17 protein-coding genes are annotated in these 20656 nt (G+C 46.3%); all 17 read left to right on the forward strand.

Features of this window, described 5'->3' with window-relative positions; translation table 11 throughout:
• Positions 1 to 220: 220 nt before the first annotated feature.
• The 17 genes from MRBLPE1_RS32070 to MRBLPE1_RS32150 all read left to right on the forward strand — a co-directional run bounded on the left by MRBLPE1_RS32070 (position 221) and on the right by MRBLPE1_RS32150 (position 20650).
• Positions 221 to 2266: a tetratricopeptide repeat protein gene (locus tag MRBLPE1_RS32070; protein WP_364154310.1), complete on the forward strand. Its 2046-nt coding sequence runs from the start codon at positions 221 to 223 to the stop codon at positions 2264 to 2266.
• Between the two features lie 776 nt (positions 2267 to 3042).
• On the forward strand, positions 3043 to 3651 hold the full coding sequence (locus MRBLPE1_RS32075) for a TetR/AcrR family transcriptional regulator (protein ID WP_364154313.1): 609 nt from the start codon (positions 3043 to 3045) through the stop codon (positions 3649 to 3651).
• A 47-nt stretch (positions 3652 to 3698) separates the two neighbouring features.
• Positions 3699 to 6056: an MMPL family transporter gene (locus MRBLPE1_RS32080; protein WP_364154315.1), complete on the forward strand. Its 2358-nt coding sequence runs from the start codon at positions 3699 to 3701 to the stop codon at positions 6054 to 6056.
• Positions 6057 to 6238: 182 nt separating this feature from the next.
• Positions 6239 to 6763: a GNAT family N-acetyltransferase gene (locus MRBLPE1_RS32085; protein ID WP_364154318.1), complete on the forward strand. Its 525-nt coding sequence runs from the start codon at positions 6239 to 6241 to the stop codon at positions 6761 to 6763.
• 1 nt (position 6764) lies between these two features.
• Positions 6765 to 7208 carry a GNAT family N-acetyltransferase gene (locus MRBLPE1_RS32090; RefSeq protein ID WP_364154321.1) on the forward strand — a complete coding sequence of 148 codons (444 nt, stop codon included), beginning with the start codon at positions 6765 to 6767 and terminating at the stop codon, positions 7206 to 7208.
• A 470-nt stretch (positions 7209 to 7678) separates the two neighbouring features.
• Positions 7679 to 8041: a MarR family winged helix-turn-helix transcriptional regulator gene (locus tag MRBLPE1_RS32095; RefSeq protein WP_364154324.1), complete on the forward strand. Its 363-nt coding sequence runs from the start codon at positions 7679 to 7681 to the stop codon at positions 8039 to 8041.
• Positions 8038 to 9000 (forward strand): lysylphosphatidylglycerol synthase transmembrane domain-containing protein, encoded by a 963-nt coding sequence (locus tag MRBLPE1_RS32100; RefSeq protein ID WP_364154326.1) that lies wholly within the window; start codon positions 8038 to 8040, stop codon positions 8998 to 9000. Before MRBLPE1_RS32095 ends, MRBLPE1_RS32100 begins: the two co-directional genes overlap by 4 nt.
• Positions 8997 to 10469, forward strand: coding sequence for an alkaline phosphatase family protein (locus tag MRBLPE1_RS32105; protein ID WP_364154328.1), 1473 nt, complete (start codon positions 8997 to 8999; stop codon positions 10467 to 10469). The genes MRBLPE1_RS32100 and MRBLPE1_RS32105 overlap by 4 nt, the downstream gene beginning before the upstream one ends.
• 43 nt (positions 10470 to 10512) lie before the next feature.
• Positions 10513 to 11280, forward strand: coding sequence for a glycosyltransferase family 2 protein (locus MRBLPE1_RS32110; RefSeq protein WP_364154330.1), 768 nt, complete (start codon positions 10513 to 10515; stop codon positions 11278 to 11280).
• 32 nt (positions 11281 to 11312) lie between these two features.
• Positions 11313 to 12884 carry a hypothetical protein gene (locus MRBLPE1_RS32115; RefSeq protein WP_364154333.1) on the forward strand — a complete coding sequence of 524 codons (1572 nt, stop codon included), beginning with the start codon at positions 11313 to 11315 and terminating at the stop codon, positions 12882 to 12884.
• A 20-nt stretch (positions 12885 to 12904) separates the two neighbouring features.
• The gene (locus MRBLPE1_RS32120; protein WP_364154335.1) at positions 12905 to 13987 is read left to right on the forward strand and encodes a hypothetical protein; all 1083 of its coding nucleotides are present in this window, start codon (positions 12905 to 12907) and stop codon (positions 13985 to 13987) included.
• A gap of 31 nt (positions 13988 to 14018) precedes the next feature.
• Positions 14019 to 15500, forward strand: a complete 1482-nt coding sequence (locus tag MRBLPE1_RS32125; RefSeq protein WP_364154337.1) for a copper amine oxidase N-terminal domain-containing protein — start codon at positions 14019 to 14021, stop codon at positions 15498 to 15500.
• Positions 15501 to 15587: 87 nt separating this feature from the next.
• A complete protein-coding gene (locus MRBLPE1_RS32130) occupies positions 15588 to 16511 on the forward strand; it encodes an FTR1 family iron permease (RefSeq protein ID WP_364154340.1) in 924 nt (307 codons plus the stop codon).
• 2 nt (positions 16512 to 16513) lie between these two features.
• Positions 16514 to 17281 (forward strand): hypothetical protein, encoded by a 768-nt coding sequence (locus tag MRBLPE1_RS32135; RefSeq protein ID WP_364154343.1) that lies wholly within the window; start codon positions 16514 to 16516, stop codon positions 17279 to 17281.
• 136 nt (positions 17282 to 17417) lie between these two features.
• Positions 17418 to 18107 carry a response regulator transcription factor gene (locus tag MRBLPE1_RS32140; RefSeq protein WP_364154345.1) on the forward strand — a complete coding sequence of 230 codons (690 nt, stop codon included), beginning with the start codon at positions 17418 to 17420 and terminating at the stop codon, positions 18105 to 18107.
• Positions 18104 to 19522, forward strand: a complete 1419-nt coding sequence (locus MRBLPE1_RS32145; RefSeq protein ID WP_364154348.1) for a sensor histidine kinase — start codon at positions 18104 to 18106, stop codon at positions 19520 to 19522. The genes MRBLPE1_RS32140 and MRBLPE1_RS32145 overlap by 4 nt, the downstream gene beginning before the upstream one ends.
• A 36-nt stretch (positions 19523 to 19558) precedes the next feature.
• Positions 19559 to 20650 carry a Fe(3+) ABC transporter substrate-binding protein gene (locus MRBLPE1_RS32150; protein ID WP_364154350.1) on the forward strand — a complete coding sequence of 364 codons (1092 nt, stop codon included), beginning with the start codon at positions 19559 to 19561 and terminating at the stop codon, positions 20648 to 20650.
• Positions 20651 to 20656: the final 6 nt, after the last annotated feature.

Consider the following 20656-nt stretch of genomic DNA (forward strand, 5'->3'; position numbering starts at 1 on the left):
AAAGTGGATACATCGTAGTAGCGACCTGTTACAATAAACCCAACTATAATAGGTCGCGACTTCAATGGCGTGACCGAAGAGGATCTTCATTGTTCTTTATTTCTCATTAATATTAGACCATACCAATGTTTAGGATGGAAAATCGCGCACGAAGCTTTTCGGGTTGAGGTATAGCACTTAGCTTGACAACTTCACTTATTAAAAAAGTAAAGGTGATAATATGCAGATACCGTCTTACTTTGGTCCACAATTAATGGGAGGAATTCATAATTCAGCTGGCCTATCTTATCAAGATACATGTGCCTTATACAATTTCTTCAATTACCTAAATAAGGACGATGAGCTACTGAGTCTTGGAATTGAAATGATAAATGACTTTTCTCTTCACAAAGAAGGGCATATAATAACTGCACAGGTAAAAATACAAACATTATCCCTCAAAGATATGCTCAAAATCCTAGAAAAAACTCCCCTGAAGAGAAATGATACAATCATGGTTGTTTGTGCCCAATTTGATGATGAATTGCGCCAAATTATAAAGAAGAGAGACCGATTCAGGTATGCGATACAATCTGATTTAGATTCTGATTGGAAAGAATCTATAACTTCTGATTTTGAAGCGGAGTTGAAAAAAAAAGGAATAGATTTTAAAAATAATCTATTCTTAAAAAGCGAATATGTTGAACTGCCCGCAGATATGGCACATATGGCTTTGTTCTTCGTAATAACGAAATGGCTTGAGAGAGAAAGACGTACAGTAGATATATCGGGCTTTATGAATAAATTATCAGTGTTTATTCAGAAATTGCGAGAAACGAGTGGTTCACTTTCGTTAAAGCAATTGAAAGAATTTGTGGAAGAACATTCTACAGAATCTTTGGTTAAGCAAATTATAAAAACAGCGTATGAGACCCAATTCATTCAACCGACTGAGTTAATATCTGTTTTAGGTGAAACAAAGGACGATATTTTTAAACAATTAGAGAAAAGGATTCAAGAAGCGCAGGATCATTTCAATAATCAAGAATTTAGTGAATCTTTGGAAATATACTCGAGCATAGAGAAGATATATCAAAAAAACGAATTGAAAGTTCAATGTGCTGTACTTCATGAGTTATTAAATAATTATGACTACGCAATAAAGTATTGCGATGAAATTTTAAAAATGGATCCCTCTCACTATGAAGCATGTTTAATTAGAGGTTCGAGTTTGGGAGCTTTAAACAGATTTAATGAAGCTATTGAACAGTTTGAGTATACATTGTCATTAAAGCCATCTGTTCTGGCACATTATAATTTAGGTTATATCTATTTTATATCTGAAAGTGCTGACTCTACTAAGAAAGCGATTGCTCACTTCAAAGCTTGTCTAGAGATAGATAGTATGTTTGAAGATGCGCATCTCAACTTAAGTATTGCCTATTTTCAAACAGGTGTATATGGTGAATCTTTAAAGCATATAAACAAAGCTCTCGATATCGATTCAGAATCTTATGAAGCCGTATCCCATAAAGGTGAACTTTACCGCTTCTTTGGTTTATATGATGATGCAATAGATTATTTTGAGCAATGTTTGACTAAACATAATGAAAATCAGCAGGCACTTTATGGCTTAGCTTTGTGTTTTACGGAGAAAGGTTACCTCTCGGAAGCCGCTATTTATTATAAACGCCTTTTCGAATTTCATTCAGATAAAATCTTTAAAAAGGGTGTTTCTAATACAATTGGAGGAAAGACCCTAATTGTTGATTTAGGCTGGAAAAGAACCATTTATGGACATTTTGAAGTCATTAAGGAAAATTTGATTTATATTGATATAGCTGGAGTGCAGTTGAAAATTCCTCTCAGTATAGCAAAGGATTATATTTTTATAGGATGTCTTCAACTTATTGATGAAACTGGTACGATTATATATCCAACGGTTGGAAAGTTCATGGAGACGAAAGAAGACTTTCAAACCTTGAAAAATAATATCCAGGAATCGGTTCAACTCGATCAGTTTTTCGATAAACCACTATTCGTGGATTTTAATGGAAGTATTGAGATAAATATTGAAGAGCGCGAAAAGTATGTACTTATAGAGATGTTCGTCTGCAATCAACCTCTAGTTGTTGGTATTACAGACCAAAAGGGCGACGGTTTTGAGTCGTTTAAAGATTACTTTAAATTATACGGACAATGTCGTATACATTTTGAATGTGTTGAAACATCTGAAGTCGTTGTTATTGATTGTATTTCGAAAGTTAATTTAAAGTCACTTGTTTGAAGTAACCAAAACGGCAGAAAGGTCTTCAAATTTAGACCTGAGACACGCTTAATTACTGTAGGAAGTATGATGTGTTTGTTGGATTTTATTGTCATCCAACATTCAGGAGATCAGGGGTTCAATATTCGAGCTGCGTGTAACAATTAAAAATAGGGTAATTGGTTTCCAACTTTCTTTTCATGTTAATTTTTAGTGGTTACTGACTTTCTTTTTTTCGTGTTTATAGCGTGTCGCAGAAAACCCTGTAAAATCAACTAGATTGGTTCCACACTTTTTTCTCACCCGGTAACGTTTGTTCATGTCCAGTGATATTAAAGTTGTAAACCAATTAAAGATGTTAAACAGCCAGAAAGTCCCGATGAATATTTCTCGGGGCTTTTCTGTGTTTAGGAGGATATATAATGGATTCAATTAGAGGAAGGTTCAAATCCATTGTAGACCACAATTTAAGTCTGCACTACGCACTTAAAGTTTACCGCTGAGCCGACCGATTTTCAGGATCCACTCCTGATTATCGCTCGGCTCTTTTCTCGCTCTTTTCCCCAGGGTTATCAAGTGAATGTTCCATCCATTGCTGTATCAGGTAGCGAGAGAACCCTGATAGGAGTGCTGCAATCCTTCATCCCAAAAGTATTCCAGTCAATGCTCAGCTAGGTAACCTGCTCGATATGCAACATTACTCAAAGGGCAATATTGCACATTGGGCAACGAAATGCTAAAGTATTCCCTATGAAGAGATGATATCTAACGCTTATGTATTGAGGTGACATAAAAGGATGAATAAACAAAGTTTACGAGATATGAAGCGGGAGGCGACCGCACATGCCTTGGCCGGAGCTGCATTCGAGCTTGCACGTGAACGGGGCTTGGACGGCTTTGTTATCGACGACGTGGTGCAGCGCGCGAATTACTCCAGAAGAACATTCGCGAACCATTTCTCCTGTAAAGAGGAAGCCGTGGCGATGTCTGCATTAACCTTTAATGGTATCGATGACGCCAATGATTTGCAATTGGCTGACAGCACTAACCCGCTTGATACCCTGCAGCTATGGATGAAGATGCAGCTTACTGCCGATGTGCTATGGAAAATGCGTGAGCTCGTGTCGCTATCCAAGCGGCATCCGACGCTGGAGCCGTATATCCTCAGCGTTTTCCAGCGACTGCAAAACGCAGCCGAGGAGGCTTTGAGCAACTTTTTCCATGGCCGTTATTCCGAGGGCTACACCCATCTTCTTGCGGGAGCGGTTTTCGGGGCAATACTGCCGATCGTCGACGGCAGCCTAAATGTGCTGCTTCCGGGTGATTCAACTGCCGAAGCCCCCGGGGCTACAACATTCGATCAATATTTGGAGACGACATTCGGTTACTTGCGAAACGGCTTCTAGTTTCCCTACCGCATATTATTTGCACTTACAGGAGGAAAATTACGGTTATGTCTACATTTTTGTACAAACTAGGAAGAAAATCCTACGACAAACCATGGTACTTTATTGCCGGCTGGGTTGTGATTCTTGGAATCGTCATCGCGATGCTGGGTATCTACGGTATGAGTGTAAGCTCCGATATGAAGATTGAAGGCACGGAGTCACAAAAGGTATTGGACAAACTTGAGGGGGCGTTACCTGAAGCGTCCGGCGGTCAAGCCAGCGTGGTTTTCACGGTCCCTGAAGGAGAGCGGCTCGATACACCGGAACGTATAGCCGCGATTAGTGAAGCCGTTAATAAGGTCTATGGCCTTGAATATGTCATTAACCCCGCCGAATTGGCCGCTGCAGCTGCTGCAGGCGGAGCGTCTCAAGGCGATCAGCCGTCTCAAGCAGGCAGTGCTGAAGGCGGGGACGCAGCGGGAACGGCAACAGCAAGTGCGGCCCCAGCTGAAATGCCGCCGTACGGCCCTCTCATGATTGATGGGGTGCCTGTGATTGGCATGTTAATAGCGACCGACGGCAGCGTTGGCCTGTTCCAGTTCCAGTTCACCGTGCAGCAAACATCACTTCCCAAAGGCGTCGCGAATTCGGTCGTCGAGGCGGTCACGGAAGCGGAGAACGGCACAGGTATTTCAGTGCTGCCGAGTGATTCGCTTAAAGATTCGGAAGTTCCGATCGGGGCAAATGAGGTTTACGGCTTGATTATTGCTGCGATCGTCCTGATCATGACGCTTGGATCCGTCGTTGCAGCCGGTTTGCCGATTGTGATCGCGCTTTTTGGAGTCGGGATCGGCGTCGGCGGTGCCTTCGCCATTTCCAGCTTCGTTACCATGAGCTCCGTCACCCCTGTATTGGCCCTTATGGTCGGTTTGGCAGTCGGCATCGATTATGCGTTATTTATCGTGAATCGCCAGCGCCGCCTTATATTTGACCAGGGACTGACAGCGCGGGAAGCTGCAAGCCGAGCGGTCGGCACAGCGGGAAGCGCGGTGTTTTTCGCAGGGCTGACAGTCATCATCGCCTTGTGCGGACTTCTCATTATTGGAATTTCTTTCTTAAGCACGATGGCGCTCGTTGCCTCGGTTACCGTGTTCCTTAACGTGCTTGTTGCCCTCACGCTGCTGCCAGCGCTGCTTGGCTTGCTGGGTGAGCGAATTTGCTCATGCAAAGCGCGCGAGAAGAGCCGTTCCAAGGCATCCGACAAGCAGCATGGCATCGCGGATAGCTGGGTAAAGGGAGTCGTAAAGTTCCGTTGGCCGGTTATTGTCGGTGTGATTGCATTACTCGGTGCTGCCGCGATTCCGGTTGCCGAAATGCAAATGGGTATGCCTTCCGGTGCTACCGCGAACATGGACACATCCCAGCGGCAGAGCTACGATGCGATCTCGGGCGGTTTCGGAGAGGGCTTCAATGGTCCGCTTCTCATCGTTGCCGAACCGAATGATCCCTCGGGGACGATCACGCCTCAGGCGCTTAACAATATCGTGCAGGACATTCAGAAAGTCAAAGATGTATCGGTGGTATCACCGCTAGGCATGAATAAGGACGGAAATATAGCTATCCTGAGTTTGATTCCGAATACAGGCCCGACAGACGCGGCGACCAAAAATCTGGTCAAGGAGCTGCGCGCTGCCGATTCGACGATTGCTCAGACAAATGACGTTACCCTCGGTGTAACGGGATTCACGGCGATTAACATCGATATGTCGTCTAAGCTTTCAGAGGTTTTCCCGATCTACATCGGAATTATCGTCATCCTCTCGCTAATTATCCTGCTTTTGGTGTTCCGGTCTATTCTTGTCCCGATCAAGGCGACCTTAGGCTTCCTGCTTAGCGTCCTTGCGACGTTCGGGTTGACTACAGCGGTGTTCCAGTGGGGATGGTTTGGCAACCTCTTCGGGTTTGACACTGGCGGTCCGATCATGAGCTTTATGCCTATCATGGTCACTGGGATCCTCTATGGCTTGGCGATGGACTATCAAGTTTTCCTGGTTTCCTCCATGCGCGAGTCTTACGTCCATGGGTATCGGGGCAATAAGAGCGTGATTCACGGATATGACCAGGCCAGCCGCGTTGTAGTAGCTGCTGCAATTATTATGGTCTCGGTATTCGCAGGGTTTATATTTACGCACGACATCATGATCAAACAAATTGGCTTCGCACTGGCGATCGGAATTCTGATTGACGCTTTCGTAGTCCGCATGGCGCTGGTTCCGGCCGTAATGGCCCTCTTCGGGGATAAGGCTTGGTGGCTGCCGAAATGGCTGGACAAAATGCTGCCAAACCTTGACGTCGAGGGGGATAAGCTGATCGCCGAGCTTAAAGCGCAGGAAGGCAGCGCCGCCACGCCAAACGTTCGCTAAACGAACGGACGAAAATAGTAATAGTTACTTAAAGCTTCCTGCTGAGCCGAACGGAATCCAGGTATCCACTCCTGATTTCGCTCGGCTTTTCTTTTATCCAATCGAAGATTCGATAACTAAAGGAATGCAGATAACCAAACCGAATTGTAAGATATGGGAATTGAAATATAAAGGAGGAAACAATGAGGATTAGACAAGCGAATGTTCATGACGTGCGCGATATCGCCCGAATCCATGTAGCTAGTTGGAAATCTACATACAAAGGCATGATTTCAGATGAATATTTATCCGCATTAAGCATTGAAAAACGCATTGAAAATTGGGAATGGGTATTCAATCATTTGAACCCTCATGAAGTGATTTATGTTGCAGAGAATGAAGAGGGAACCATAATAGGGTTTGCAAATGGCGGTAAATGCAGAAGTGAAGAATTCAACAAATATGATTCTGAGCTATATGCCATTTATATCTTGGAGGAGTACCAGGGAAAAGGTTCTGGACAAGCTTTATTTTCCTCAATAATAAAACATCTGCAATCGCACGATTACCAATCGTTAATGGTATGGGTATTGGAAAAGAATCCTGCAAGAACCTTCTATAGCAGATTAGGAGGTCAGGTCTTCTCTCAAAAAGATATTCGGATGGGTAACGAAACTTTAACTGAATTAGCTATGGGCTGGAGCGATATTAACGAAGGGATGTTTTGAAGTGATTAGACGATTTGAGTTTAAGGATCTGGACAAGTGCACACTATTATTTTGTGAAGTTTTTAATGGAGAACCTTGGAATGATCAATGGTCGGATCGTAAAGCAAAAGAATATTTATTGGATTTTGTAGGCACGCCAGGGTTCATGGGTCTGGTCGCGATTCAAGATGAAGAAATCATTGGCTTTATTTGTGGATACCGTAAGAAATGGTGGGAAAATGATGAGTTCTTTGTAAATGAAATGTGCGTTCATCCGAAGGATCAAGGACAAGGAATTGGTTCCAAAATGTTTGAAAGCCTTGAAAGAGAATTACTGGCAGAAGATATAAAAACGATAACATTGCTAACGGATAGAAATGTTCCGGCAGAAAAGTTTTACAAGAAAAACGGTTTTTCTGAAATCAATAGAATTGTTGTCTTCCTTGCAAAAAATATAAAAGAGTAAGTAACGGAGGTCTCGTTACCTTTACATTCCGCAAGAGGGCAACCCCCAAATGTATGATGACCGCTGCATAAAGGTAACACAGAAGCCGGTAATTCTTTGGGCGAAATGTGACCCCGTTTATGGACAATTAATAAAAAGTGCTAAGCCGAGAGTAGATGGCTCCTGTATTCGTCAGGAGCCATCTTTTTTAATGAAATGGACCTTTATGAGTTCGTAATCCAGCATAAGAATAACCGGTTTTTTTGTCTGCAAAATTACATGGTTAATCATTTCCATTATTAACGATTTTGGATCCAAGTTAAGGCAAGCGATACAGCTATTAAGTATAACTGGTAAAAATATTTTATTTTCACATCATTCTCTCATTTTCATTCGATATAATTGCAAATGACTTCGGAATGATTATCATTATCATAAAAATAAATGAAAATGAATCAGGCTGGTATGCATCGAAGGAAGGTGGTGGGGAATTGGACGCTCAAACTAGGTACAAGTCCGGAAAGTATCATCGAAACGCTAAAATGAAACACCGGTCACAACGAAGCAAATATCGAGTACTCGGAATCCTAATGGAACGAGGAACCGTAACGTCCGGGGAACTCGCGGTGCTTCTTATGATGCCGGCACCATCCGTAAGCAAAGTGACTCAAAGCCTGACCGTTAGCGGATTAATAGCGAGGGCAGAGAAGGACGGTCAGTTTATGGCCATTACGGATAACGGAGTGCGGGTCTGGGAGGAGGCGAACCGGGATTGGCAAAAGTGGCTGGAGCGCTATCCGGATCTCGTTTTCAATCAAGAACCTGAACCGTCAAACGGCGCTAACGCGGGATGATGAGAAAACTTAGCGGATTCGCCGGACTTGTCCTCTTCCTTGCTTTTTTGCTTCTGAGCTGGCAGTTGTTCGACGTGCATCAACTGCTTGAACGGTTACGCATGGTACTCGTTCAGCCGGGATGGCTGCTATTCATGTTTCTCGGTTATCTTTTATCTTTTGTTCTCAAAGCTGCTGCCTGGCGTGCGTACGCAGGCCGTGAACATGCCATCGGAATGTATTTGCATGGCATTTTTTACAGCTTGCTAGTCAATCATTTGCTGCCTATTAAGGTCGGTGATCTTGTACGCACAGGCGTTTTAATGAAGAAGGCGCGAATGAGGTGGGACACTGCTCTCCACTCCGTCGTGATTATGCGTTTGACGGACTTGCTTGTGCTGGGAACGATATCGGCCATTGGCATGCTGTGGTTAGGAATGAAAATATCTTGGCTGGTGTTCACTGTCATGGCAGCATTGGTTATTTTTGCAGGGGTGACTTTGAAATGGTTTCCGATTCGCCGCTGGCCATTTGCCAATCGACACTGGGAGCAGCTCAAGGCAATCGTTCTATCCAGGCAAGGCCCCTATATCCTAGGTCTTGTAGCCGTAAGTTGGATACTGGAAGCGGTAATTTTGTTTGGTATTGCCCATATGGGTTTCATACAGTTAAGCGCCGCTTCATCCATTTGGGCCAACAGCGTAACAATCGGCGGCCAGGTCTTTCATGTTACGCCGGGTGGTATAGGGACCTATGAGAGTACATTAAGCGGCTCATTGGCAGTGCTGGGTGTTAGCTGGGAAGAAGCCTACACCACCGCTTTGCTGACACATGCTTTTAAATTCACGGCGGCTTTTATTCTGGGCTCCTACTCTCTGATTCGAATGCCGATTGGTCTGCGCGAAGCCCAGGAATGGATTCAAATCAAACAAAAATCTTCCCTAAATACGAATCATGCGCGTGAAAGGACATTGTTATGAAACAAGCTTCGTCTTTTGAGATTGTAGCGGCTAGATGTTGGAACCTTCTGAATGAGGGCAAGCCGTTTACGCCGATTTTTGCCACATCCGTATTCCTGCTGTATCGGTCTGATCAATGGCTGGACAGTCGTTTCTGGACAGGTACCGGCTTAAGTCTACTCTTGATTTTACCTTTGTTTTTTTTATTTTATTATTTCGATTTTCCGCTTTTTCTCCGCAATTATTTATGGCTGCCGCTTGTAGCAGCGTTACTTGTATGGGATCCTCAAAATCTTTCCCTTCATGCGGCGGCAATCGGATTGTATTTCTTCTTCACCGTGTTTTTCTGGGGAACGTTTTATTACCGAATGCGGATCGGCACGTCATGGTGGAACTTTAAACGCTTCTGGAAGCTAGTGCTCAAGAACAGCGATTCGACAAGCGGTAATGCACAGGAACAACTGCCCAAGCTGCTGCTGCTCTTGTTATTGTGGAATCATTTTTACAGATTGCTGTTTCCTTCGGCAGAAGCCCCATGGCCCGCTGCCGGGTTCGCGGATGCTGTTATTACATTGGGCATATTCACAGCGTGCTTAGGGCTATACAGCTGGATTCTGCATGCAAACCTTTTTGATTGGAAACCCAAAGAGACGACACGATTCACAGATGGGCCTGATATGACGGGAAAGGCCACCAATGAGAAGGTCATTGTGATTGTCATTGACGGTATGCGCAAGGAGCGCTTTGAAGAAGCCGATGCTCCTTTTCTGAAGAAACTGCGGTCGGAAGGAACAGAGTATACGCAGATGGAGACGGTCTATCCCGCAAGAACGGTCGTTTGTTTTTCATCCATGTTTACCGGTGCCCATCCCAAAGACCACGGTATACGTTCCAATATGGTTTGGAAGCTGGGAATTCGGGTGGAAAGTATTTTTGATTCGCTGCGGAAGGTTGGGAAGCGGGGGCGTTTGCTTGGTATTGCCCATCTGATTGACTCCATGGGCGACGATGTGGAAAGCGTGACTGCCGTTATGCACAATGACAAAGCTGACCGCAATATCATCGACCGCTCCAAAAAGATAATGGCCGAACAAAACCCTGATTTATTCGTCGTTCAGATGATTGCCGTTGACCAAACCGGACACAGCATGGGCGTGCTGTACGATGAATATTTAGAGAAAATCGCCGAGGCGGACAGGTTGGTGGAGGAGTTTGTCGGTTGGCTGACCGTTCAAGGCATGATGGAAAATACAACGCTTATCCTTTGCGCCGACCACGGGCAGGCAGACGGTATCGGCGGGCATGGCCACCTGGATGAAGGAGAACGGTTTGTCCCCTTCTTCCTGCATGGTCCAACCATTCGCCAAGGCTGCAGAGTCGATGAGAGACATTCGCTAATTTCCATGGCCCCCACGCTCGCCTACTTATTGGGAGCACCGTATCCAGGCGCCAGCCGCGGGCGGGTGTTGACGGATGCGTTCAAGCGTTAATACCTCAACCTCAAGGAAATGGCTTAATGAAAAGAGGAATCCCATGAAATCTACCGGTAACAAAAAGCTTGTCGTATTCATACCTGCACACAATGAAGAAGCAAACATTGCGAGCGTCATTGCTCGTGTCCCGAGAGACTTCCATCCTAAATATGACGTAAAGGTCATCATTATCGATGATGGCTCGACCGATCGGACAGTAGAGATAGCGAAGGAAGCTGGAGCGGACTATGTGCATTCCTTTGAGAAAAATAGGGGTTTAGGGGCTGCGGTTAGAGAGGGACTGAGGCAATCCTGCCTGCTGGACGCCGATATTGGTTTGATGATTGATGCAGACAATGAGTACCCGCCGGAGCAAATTCCTGAGGTTGTCGCTCCAATTATGGATAGGACGGCAGACTACACGTTCGGTTCGCGATTTAAGGGGAGTATCGCAGGGATGAAGCTGCATCGCAGGCTGGGAAATTATTTTTTTACGCTGCTCCAGTCCGTGCTGCTGCGCAAATGGATTTATGACGGCCAATCCGGCATGCGAGGCTTTTCTCGGGAAGCGATGGAATGCGCGGAAATCATTCATGATTACAATTACGCCCAGGTGTTGACCTTGAATCTGCTGCGGAAGGGCTTCCGTCTGCAAGAGGTTCCTATCGCCTACAAGGTGAGGACACAGGGGCAGTCCTTCATTAAATTCCGGCAATATGTCAATTCCGTCATTCCGGCTATTTATAAGGAAATGAAGCGGCCCGCTCTTCGCGGTTCATCCCTTGCCCGAAACAGCCAAGTGCGGGATACCTCGGGTCAGCAAGCGTAATGGTTATCGCAACGAGAGGGGATCAGTGAATATTGTTTCGACTCGTTCGCCGAATATCGATAAGCGCTGCTATTATCGTTCTACTCTTCCTTTTCTGCTTCAATCTGTTTTTCTCTAGTCCCTTTGTACGCTCATGGGACGAGGTAGATTTTGTGCTCGCGGTGGACCGTTACGACCTGCTCGCCATGCAGCCCCATTTTCCGGGATACCCGTATTTTATTGCGGGAGCGAAGCTGGTTCATGAGTGGGTGGCTGACCCGGTCCAATCCTTGATTATATGGAATGCGATGTTTGCCTTAAGCGCAGCGGTTCCCATGACGTTGTTAGCCAGGCGATACATCGGGCTGGTTCCTGCAGTATGGGCTGCGGTGGGCGTTCAATCTTTGCCTTATTTATGGCTTATGGGCTCTCGGCCCATGTCCGAATGCGCGGGCATCGCCGTGCTGTGGTGGTACCTGTGGAGTGTGCGATGGGCTGCGGACCGTCCTAAATCGAACCTTCGCTTGGGTGCCGCGTTACTGTTGTTTAGCGTTCTAATGGGGATTCGGTTATCCTACTTCCCGTTTGGCATTGCCTTGGTACTGCTGCTTGTTTACCAATATACGAGTCTTACGGACAGCCGCAATAGGCTTCGAAGATTGGTTATGGCAATTGCAGCCGCCGGAGGCGCGCAGCTCATTTGGATTGGCGGCCTAATCCGGTCCGAAGGTACGCTGCAAGGTTTCTGGAAGCTGTCCCTAGCATTTGTTTCCGGACATTTCTCCGAATGGGGCGGCGGGGTCGCAGACTCGAAGGTACCTATCGGCACGCGCTTTGTAACGCTCATCGCCGATCACCTGATTCGCGACGTATGGTTTAGCCGTTCGTCGGCACTTGCTGTGCTTTATTTACTGCTTTTAGCTTTGATGGGCTTTGGGCTGTGGAAGCTGACAGGCAGCATACGGGATGTTTCTGCGGATAGGAAATTCGGCAAATGGCTGTGGGTTTGCCTGGCAGCATATGGCGTATGGGTTTTATTAGGTCAAAATATTGAAAAACCTCGCCATATTGCACCCGTTGCTGGTCCAATGCTTCTGGTCCTTTATGCTGCAGCATTCAAAACAGCGGCGTTATTAAACAGAGCTTCGGGAGATATCCGCCGGTGGAAGCGGGATAAGGCAGCAGCAGTTGCCATCTATTTTGCCTTAGCTGCCGTTATCGCCGTTCAAATCGCAGCAGGAGCTCAATTGCTAAAGCTTCAAGCCGAGCAAAAGCCCGCTGTCTATCAATTGAACGATTATATGGAAGCTTTGGACCAACCGTTCATTCTGTACACATGGGAAGAAACCCGGGTACTTCGCTATTTGGAGGCCGGATATGAGCATCGGAAAATTTTGACGTTCGATTATTTTTATTCCTTAGCGCAGACGGGGGCTGGGCAGCGGGTATTTTTGACGGATCATGTGCTAAGCGGTTTTTTGCAGCAAAATGCCAATGCGGGATCACAGGTTATCCCCGTTGCAAAGTTTGTGTCAGATGATTTATTTGACCCGGTCTATTCCCGGATTACCCTTTATGAATGGATCGGACCAAATGAAAATGAGCTCCAAATAGAAAAAGAGTAACACAGAAGGAGTGTGTGCAAGTGTCAAGATGGTTTCGAAGCGGGCTGGCGGTGGTTGCCTTGCTGCTATGGCTATCTCCTGCCCAGGTATCGGCGTACTCCTATGGGGATGCGAATACGGAGGATGTTGCCGAGACTTTTAAGGTTATTGTCGGTGAAGCAAGCGGGAGTAAGCCGGATTGGAAAGTGATCGAAGAGACTCACAAGGTAAGGCGTTCGGAGATCAAATCGCATTTTGGCGAATCCGTCGCGGTCACGCTGGACAAGAACGTTGAAGCGAAGGATGGCAAGCTGTTGACGGCTAATTACAAGGCCGTTCTTGTTATGAATCTGGACCGCCGCTTCACCTATGCTTTGAAGGATGTGAGTGACTATGCCGGAGCCAAGCTGCTTCTGGCCAAAGCGAAGGCAACCTTCGATACGTTAGCGCCCTATATGTCATCTGGAACGGATGATATCAACAGTGCTTTCGAAGCAGCCTTGGAAGCGCTCGGAAATCCCGGTTTGTTCGGGGTAGGGGAGAAGGAGGTCGATCCGGAAGCATTTAAACAAAAGGTAAACTTCATTTACGCGAAGGTTAAACCTCAGTTTCCTTACAAGGCTTATGCCAAGCCGGCGGTTGCGGAGCCAAGCGAGGAGAAGCCCGTCAAAGTACCGGCAGCTACGCAGAAGCCTTCTCCAAGCAAGGCGCCTACGGCTGCCGTTAAGCCTTCGCCGAGCGTGAAGCCGAGCCCGGCTGAAGAGGAAGCGGCAACCGCCTCGCCAACGCCTAGCACGGTTCCAAGTCCAGCTCCGGATGAATTGGTATCGGCCAGCCCTGAGGCAGAACCAACGTCTGAGGTGCCAGTAACCGAAGTGACGGGAGGTGAGACAGCAACTTCCGCCGAATCCGGCACCGGGGAAGCATCGGAGCAAGTGTTAGATGAGCCGATAGCCTCCGATTGGGCGGTTGCTGCATCCGAACAAGCAGCGCAGGAGGAAGGGCATGCTCCAATGGAGCAAACCGATAAAACGAATTCCATGGTAACGGTATTCGTTATCGCAGGGGTCATTATCGTTGGCGCTGGCGTCATCTGGTTTATTCGCAAAAAAGGCTTAATGTAAAAAACAAAAACTAATTTTAGGAGAGATGAAATTGCGTAAATTATTATCCTTAGTACTCAGTTTGTCCTTGGTTTTTTCTTCCGTATTGATGCTGGCTACCGTTGTCAGCGCTGAATCTAAATTCAAAATCACGGAGGATGCGGATATCGCCGCAAAAATAAAAGCCTTTACGGATATCAAAGCCTTATTCACGGACAAGACGGATCTTAACGCGGTTAAACAATTTTACGTGAATCAGTTCCAAACGGATGTGAAGCGCATTGACGCAGCAATCAAGCCCGATGATCCTAAGATCGATGAGAACATTTCTTTTGTGTTAGACAATGCCATTAAAGGCACGCTTAACGTGGGCCAAGCGAAGCAAGCCGTAGACAAAGGGCTTCAATGGTACTTCTACTTCAGCCTGCGTGATTTGATCAGCAACAAGGTCAGACCGGCACTTACGAAAGAAGATTTCAATACCGCTACGAATGAATTCTACAAAGTCGTGCAAATTTACGAGGGAGTTATCCAGAGCACGGTAACCAAACGCGATGGCACGTATGGACTTGACATGACCGGTATTTTGAAAGGTACGATCGAGCAGCTGCTAGCGGATCTTGCAGAAAAAGACGCCAATGATTTCAACGTGCACCGTCAAGTTTTGGATAAAACCATTATCAAAACCTACGCGCTTGCAACCTTTACTTATGCGACGAATATCCCGGCGAAGCCTGCTGCCGATCAGCCTGCTGCCGTTACGGAAGGCTACTTCCTTTTCCTCCCTGTATACACGTATTTAAGAGGCGGAAGCGTGGAGGATGCTAATTACGTTTTGAATGTATTCGCATCTGGAGACGCTAGTAAGGTAGATAAAGATAAGATCCAAGCCGCGCTTCAAAGAACGATGATCGGTAAAGTATCGGAATATGTAACGAATGCGTTTGCGAAATTAGCTGACGGTGATCTGCAAGGCGCACGCGGTTATGCAATGGAAGGGAATATGTTCTTGTCGACGCAGGAAGTATTCTTCACGAAGGAAGAATATGCGGCAGCCGCAGCGTATGCGCAGCAGTTCGCTGAAGCCATCGATATGTCGGATCTTGCGAAAGCAAAAGCCGCTTCCTTTAAAATGCTGAAGTTCCTTGCACCCAAAGACGGCACTCAAATTTCAGTCAATGAAAAAACGTATAAAGTTGACGGGCAGTCCCGTACGGCTGCCAGCGCTCCATTCATCAATAAGAAGACTTCCCGCACACTGGTTCCCGTTCGCTTAATTGCGGATGCGATCAATGCAGAAGTTAGCTACGACAATAACACCAAGACGGTCAGCATTGTGAAAGACGGCAAGAAAACCGAACTGAAGCTTGGTTCCGATCAAATCGTTCAAGACGGTAAACTTAACGAAACGATTAAACTCGACCAGCCGGTCGTCGTGGAAAAAGGAAGCTCATTTATTCCACTGCGCGCGGTCGCCGAGTTGTTCGGAAAAGGTGTTTTTTATGACAAGGGTGAAATCATTATTCTCAGATAATTCATAATCTCTTTACGGGAGACGCCTGCGTTTAAAACGCAGGTGTCTTCCGCCATTATATTTAACTTATGGAGCGGGGGCTTAAGGATGAATTTGCAGTCCTTTTTAATTACGTTTCGCGAAGCGCTCGAAGCGATTCTAATCGTTGGGGTTATCATGACCTACCTAAAGAGGATCGGCCAGACGCAGTGGAACAAATGGGTATGGGTCGGCGTTATCCTCGCGCTGGCAGCGAGCTATGGCACCGCCTTGGTGTTTCAAACGGTGCTAACCGGATTCGCAACGATGGGCAGCCAAAATTACTTGAAGATTGGCATTATGCTCGTCTCATGCGTCCTCCTGTCTCATATGGTTTTATTCATGAGCCAGCAGAGCCGCAATTTACAGGGGCAGGTTGAGAATAAAATATCCGCGATTCTCACCGTCGGCGGGGTGATGAACATGATCATCCATTCTTTTCTGGTCGTTGTAAGGGAAGGCGTAGAGACCGTGTTTTTTTTCGCTGCGATTACCGGCGGAGATATTCAACAGGCGCTGCAAAGCTGGGGAGCGTTATTTGGCCTGATCTTGGCTTTCGTTGTCGGTTATTTGTTTTTTAAAGGCACCAAAAAAATTCAGCTTAAAACTTTTTTCCGGATCACCAGCATATTCCTCATGATGATTGCAGGAGGGCTGCTTGTCCAGGCTGTCGGGATCATGCAGGATATTGGAATGATAGGGACGGTTTACAAAACGCCTGGCGGCGAGGTTGGCGAGATTTACAACCTTACGGCTATCATGCCTGAGCATCCGCTGGACGAAACGCAGCATATTCGCGATACCGGCGAACGCCCTTTGATTAACGGACAAGTCGGAATTTTCTTTAAAGCATTCCTCGGCTATACACAGAACCCATCCGTTGAAGAATTTGTCCTCTACTGGGCATTTTATCTGATTATATTCATTCTGCTGGGTTTGCAGAAAAAGCATTACCTAAACATGCAGTCTACAGAGTCGATAAAGGGAGTGTGAACATGTTGAAAATCGGAATTATTGGTTTTGGCCAAGTCGGTAAAGCGATGTTTAAGCAATTTCCGAATGCAGCCGTTTATGACGGTCCCTTGGGCATTGGGAGCCGGGAGGAGCTTACCGGCTGCGATGCCGCTTTTATATGCGTGCCTACGCCGGAAGCAGCGGACGGCAGCTGCGACACGGCTCAAGTGAAGGAAGTTCTGTCGTGGCTTAATGCCTCGGTTATTATTATTCGGTCTACGATTCCCGTTGGTTTCACCGACAGTCAGATTAGGGATACGGGCAAGCGGATCGTCTTCCAGCCCGAATATTACGGAGAAACGGCAGCGCATCCGTTTGCTGACCTCAATGCGAGAAGCTGGTTGACGCTGGGAGGTTCAGCAGGGGATGTGAATTTGGCTGTAAAAGCCTATCAAAGCGTATGTAACGCAGAGGTTAAATTCGTGCTGACGGAGGCGCGCACCGCGGAGCTGGCCAAATATATGGAAAACTGTTATTTGGCCTTGAAGGTCGCTTTTTGCAACGAGTTTTACGATATTGCGCAAGCCTTTGATGTCGATTACTCCAGACTGAGGGAAGTATGGCTGGAAGATCCGAGAATAGGCCGAAGCCATACCTTTGTATATGAGGATAATCGCGGCTTCTCAGGAAAGTGTCTCCCTAAGGATTTGAACGCCATTCTGCATCAGGCGGATGAGAAAGGCTTAAATGTAGGATTAATGCACGCTCTGCGGTCGAGAAACGAACAGTTTATGAAAAAGAATGATTGATTGACATACGTTTTTCGAATAGAATAGATTCATAGATAATAATGATAATCATTTTCATTCAATGGAAATAAGCCCTATAATCATGTCGCGGCTACCATCAGGACATGGCTTTAGCCTTGCGGGAGGAAAAGGCGTAATGAAAAAAGTATTGCTGATTGAAGACGAGAAAAATATGTCACGATTTATCGAGCTTGAGCTTCAGCATGAGTCCTTCTCAGTAACCGTTGCTTCTGAAGGCAATACGGGGCTGAATTTTGCGCTGTCTGATGATTGGGATATTATTCTCCTCGATATTATGCTGCCTGGGATCGATGGACTCGAGATATGCAGGCGGGTTCGCTCTCTTAAGCACACGCCGATTATTATGTTAAGTGCAAGAGACAGCATAGCTGAGCGTGTATTCGGATTGGACTGCGGCGCCGACGATTATTTGCCAAAACCATTTGCCATTGAAGAGCTGCTGGCGAGGATGAGGGTCGTGTTCAGAAGGCAGCAGGAATCGTACAAGGAGCAGGAGAAGGATGGGTTTCCCGTCCTTGCCTATCTGGATTTGATTGTAGACCCGAATAGGAGAATGGTTACCCGAGCGGGCGCGCCAATTGATCTGACCAAACGCGAATATGATTTGCTCACGGTGTTTTTAAGCAATACAAACCGGGTGCTTGACCGCGAGACATTGCTTGATAAAGTATGGGGGTTTGAGGTAGCGGTGGATACGAATGTCGTGGACGTGTACGTCAGGTATTTGCGCCGCAAGATTGATTATCCCGGTGAAACCAGCTACATACAAACCTTGAGAGGCATTGGTTACGTGATGAAAAAATGAGCTTGGAAAAATGGACGGGCTTCTACTTTCGAATGCCGATTAAGTTCAAGCTGACTTTATGGTCAACCGTGTTAATCATGGTGCTTTTCGCCGGATATAACACGCTGCAGTACGTGATAATGGAAAAATGGATCATTCACCGCGAGAAAAAGAACGTTCAGCACAGCATGAATGAAATTTTGAACTATTTTCTGGAACAGGAAGCGGAATTTAAGCCAGAGAATTTAACGAAAATAAGACAGTATTTGGACAAAATCAACCGAGACGATCAACGGATCCGTATCATTGGAACCGATAATATTCCACTTATAACGATAAACGATAATGTGCCGGACAATCTGTTGGTGCACCAATCGATCTCACACCAAGTAATCGGTATTTACAAACAGGGCGGCTATTCCCATTTAATCATGGAAAGTCCGATCACCATTTTCGAGTTTACCGGCTCAGTCGAAATTGTCAAAAGCCTGGCCCAATTCGAGGAAATGAGAAAAACGATTTCACAGGTGATGTTTTATTTCACTTTGGGGGCAGTCGTTTTAAGTATTTTGGTCGGCTGGCTGCTTACGCGAAATGTGCTCAAGCCGCTGCAGGCAATGGCTCAGACGATTAGAGACATTAGCAGCAAAGGGATGCAGGAAAGAATGCGGCCTGCATTAAACGGCGATGAAATATCAACTTTGATGATCATGTTTAACGATATGATGGATCAGGTGGAAGAATCGTTCCGTCAGCAAAGCAGGTTTGTCGAGGATGCTTCCCACGAGCTTCGAACGCCGGTAGCCATCATCGAAGGCCATATGTCTCTGCTTCGTAGATGGGGGAAGGAAGACCCTGTTATTCTAAGCGATTCGCTTGATGCTTCTCTTCACGAGTTTGCACGGTTAAAGGGGCTTGTCTTGGAATTGCTAGCCTTATCTCGGGCAGAGCAAAATACGCATGTCCTCGAATCCTTGTTGAAGAACCCTTCGAAGGTAATACAAAGAATAATAAATCGTTTTGCTCTGATACATCCCGATTTCGCTCTGGAAACCGATTTAAAGCAAATCGAAGACATGAGTTTGATAATTTCCAACGAACATTTGGAGCAAATCCTGCTCATTATTTTAGATAATGCCATTAAATACTCTCTACAGCATAAAGTGATATCCGTCAAAGCCAACGTAAGAGAGAAACAGATTGATATTGAAATCATCGATTACGGCATGGGCATTCCAGCGAAGGATTTACCGTACGTTACGGACAGGTTCTACCGGGTAGATAAAGCAAGAAGCCGTGATCAGGGCGGGAATGGTTTAGGTCTTGCCATTGCCAAGAGATTGATTGATCGTTATCAAGGCACGCTTGCGATCCGTTCCGAGGAGATGACCGGCACAACGGTAACCATCAGCTTGCCATGTTTATTTCATGAATAGAAACCGGGTACGGTAAATGATGGAGGAGGAAGAAGCTTGAAAACGTTGTCGATCATTTTATTTCTTTCTATAGTCTGTACGGCATGCGGGCTTGGAGGAAGCGGCCTGGAACCTCCAAATCATACCGAGCCTACGGTTACAGCTATACATGAGACGAGAGATACGGACATGAAGAACGGCGATGTAACGGTGTATACAGCAAGGCATTATGAAGCCGATTCCATCCTATTCGAAGCCTTTACGAAGCGAACGGGGATAAAGGTCAATGAGATCAAAGGCACGGCGGAGGAATTGGTCGCCCGGCTAAAGCGGGAGGGAGAGGACACCGAGGCTGATCTGTTCTTTACCGTGGACGGAGGCGTATTAAACTATGCCAAGCGAGAGAACGTGCTGCAGCCGCTGAGCTCTGACGTCATTGACCGCCAGGTTCCGGCCAAATGGCGTGATCCGGATGATTATTGGATTGGCATTGCTACGCGTGCACGGGTAATCGTGTATGCGAAGGATCGGGTGAATCCGGAGGAATTATCGACTTATGAAGGCTTGACCGACGAGAAGTGGAAAGGCAAAGTGTTGGTTCGGTCTTACTCCAATCTATATAACCAGTCATTGCTCGCTTCGTTTATTTCGTTAAACGGAGAAGAGCAGGCGGAACAGTGGGCCAGAGGGATCGTGAACAATTTCGCGCGTGTTCCGGAAGGCGGAGATCGCGATCAGGCCAAGGCCATTGCCGAGGGTATCGGTGATGTGGCGATCATGAATACGTATTATGTGGGGCAGCTTGCCGCTTCTAAAGATTCGGAAGAAGTACAGGTAGCGGAAGACTTGGGCGTGTTCTTCCCCAATCAGGAGACGACGGGGACACATCTCAACATCAGCGGAATCGGGCTCGTCCGTTATTCGAAAAACAGAGAAAATGCATTAAAGCTGGTAGAATATATGACGAGTAAGGAAGGCCAAACGCAGTTGGTGCAGGGGAGTTATGAATTCCCGGTAAATGAAGAGGCTGAAACTGCAGAGCCAATCAAATCCTGGGGAGCTTTCAAATCGCAGCAGCTTGATTTCGCAGACTTAGAAGATTACCGGCAAAAGGCGATTGAAATTTTCAAAAAAGTGAATTGGGCTTAATGATCT

Source organism: Paenibacillus sp. LPE1-1-1.1 (assembly GCF_040676435.1).
Taxonomy (GTDB): domain Bacteria; phylum Bacillota; class Bacilli; order Paenibacillales; family Paenibacillaceae; genus Pristimantibacillus.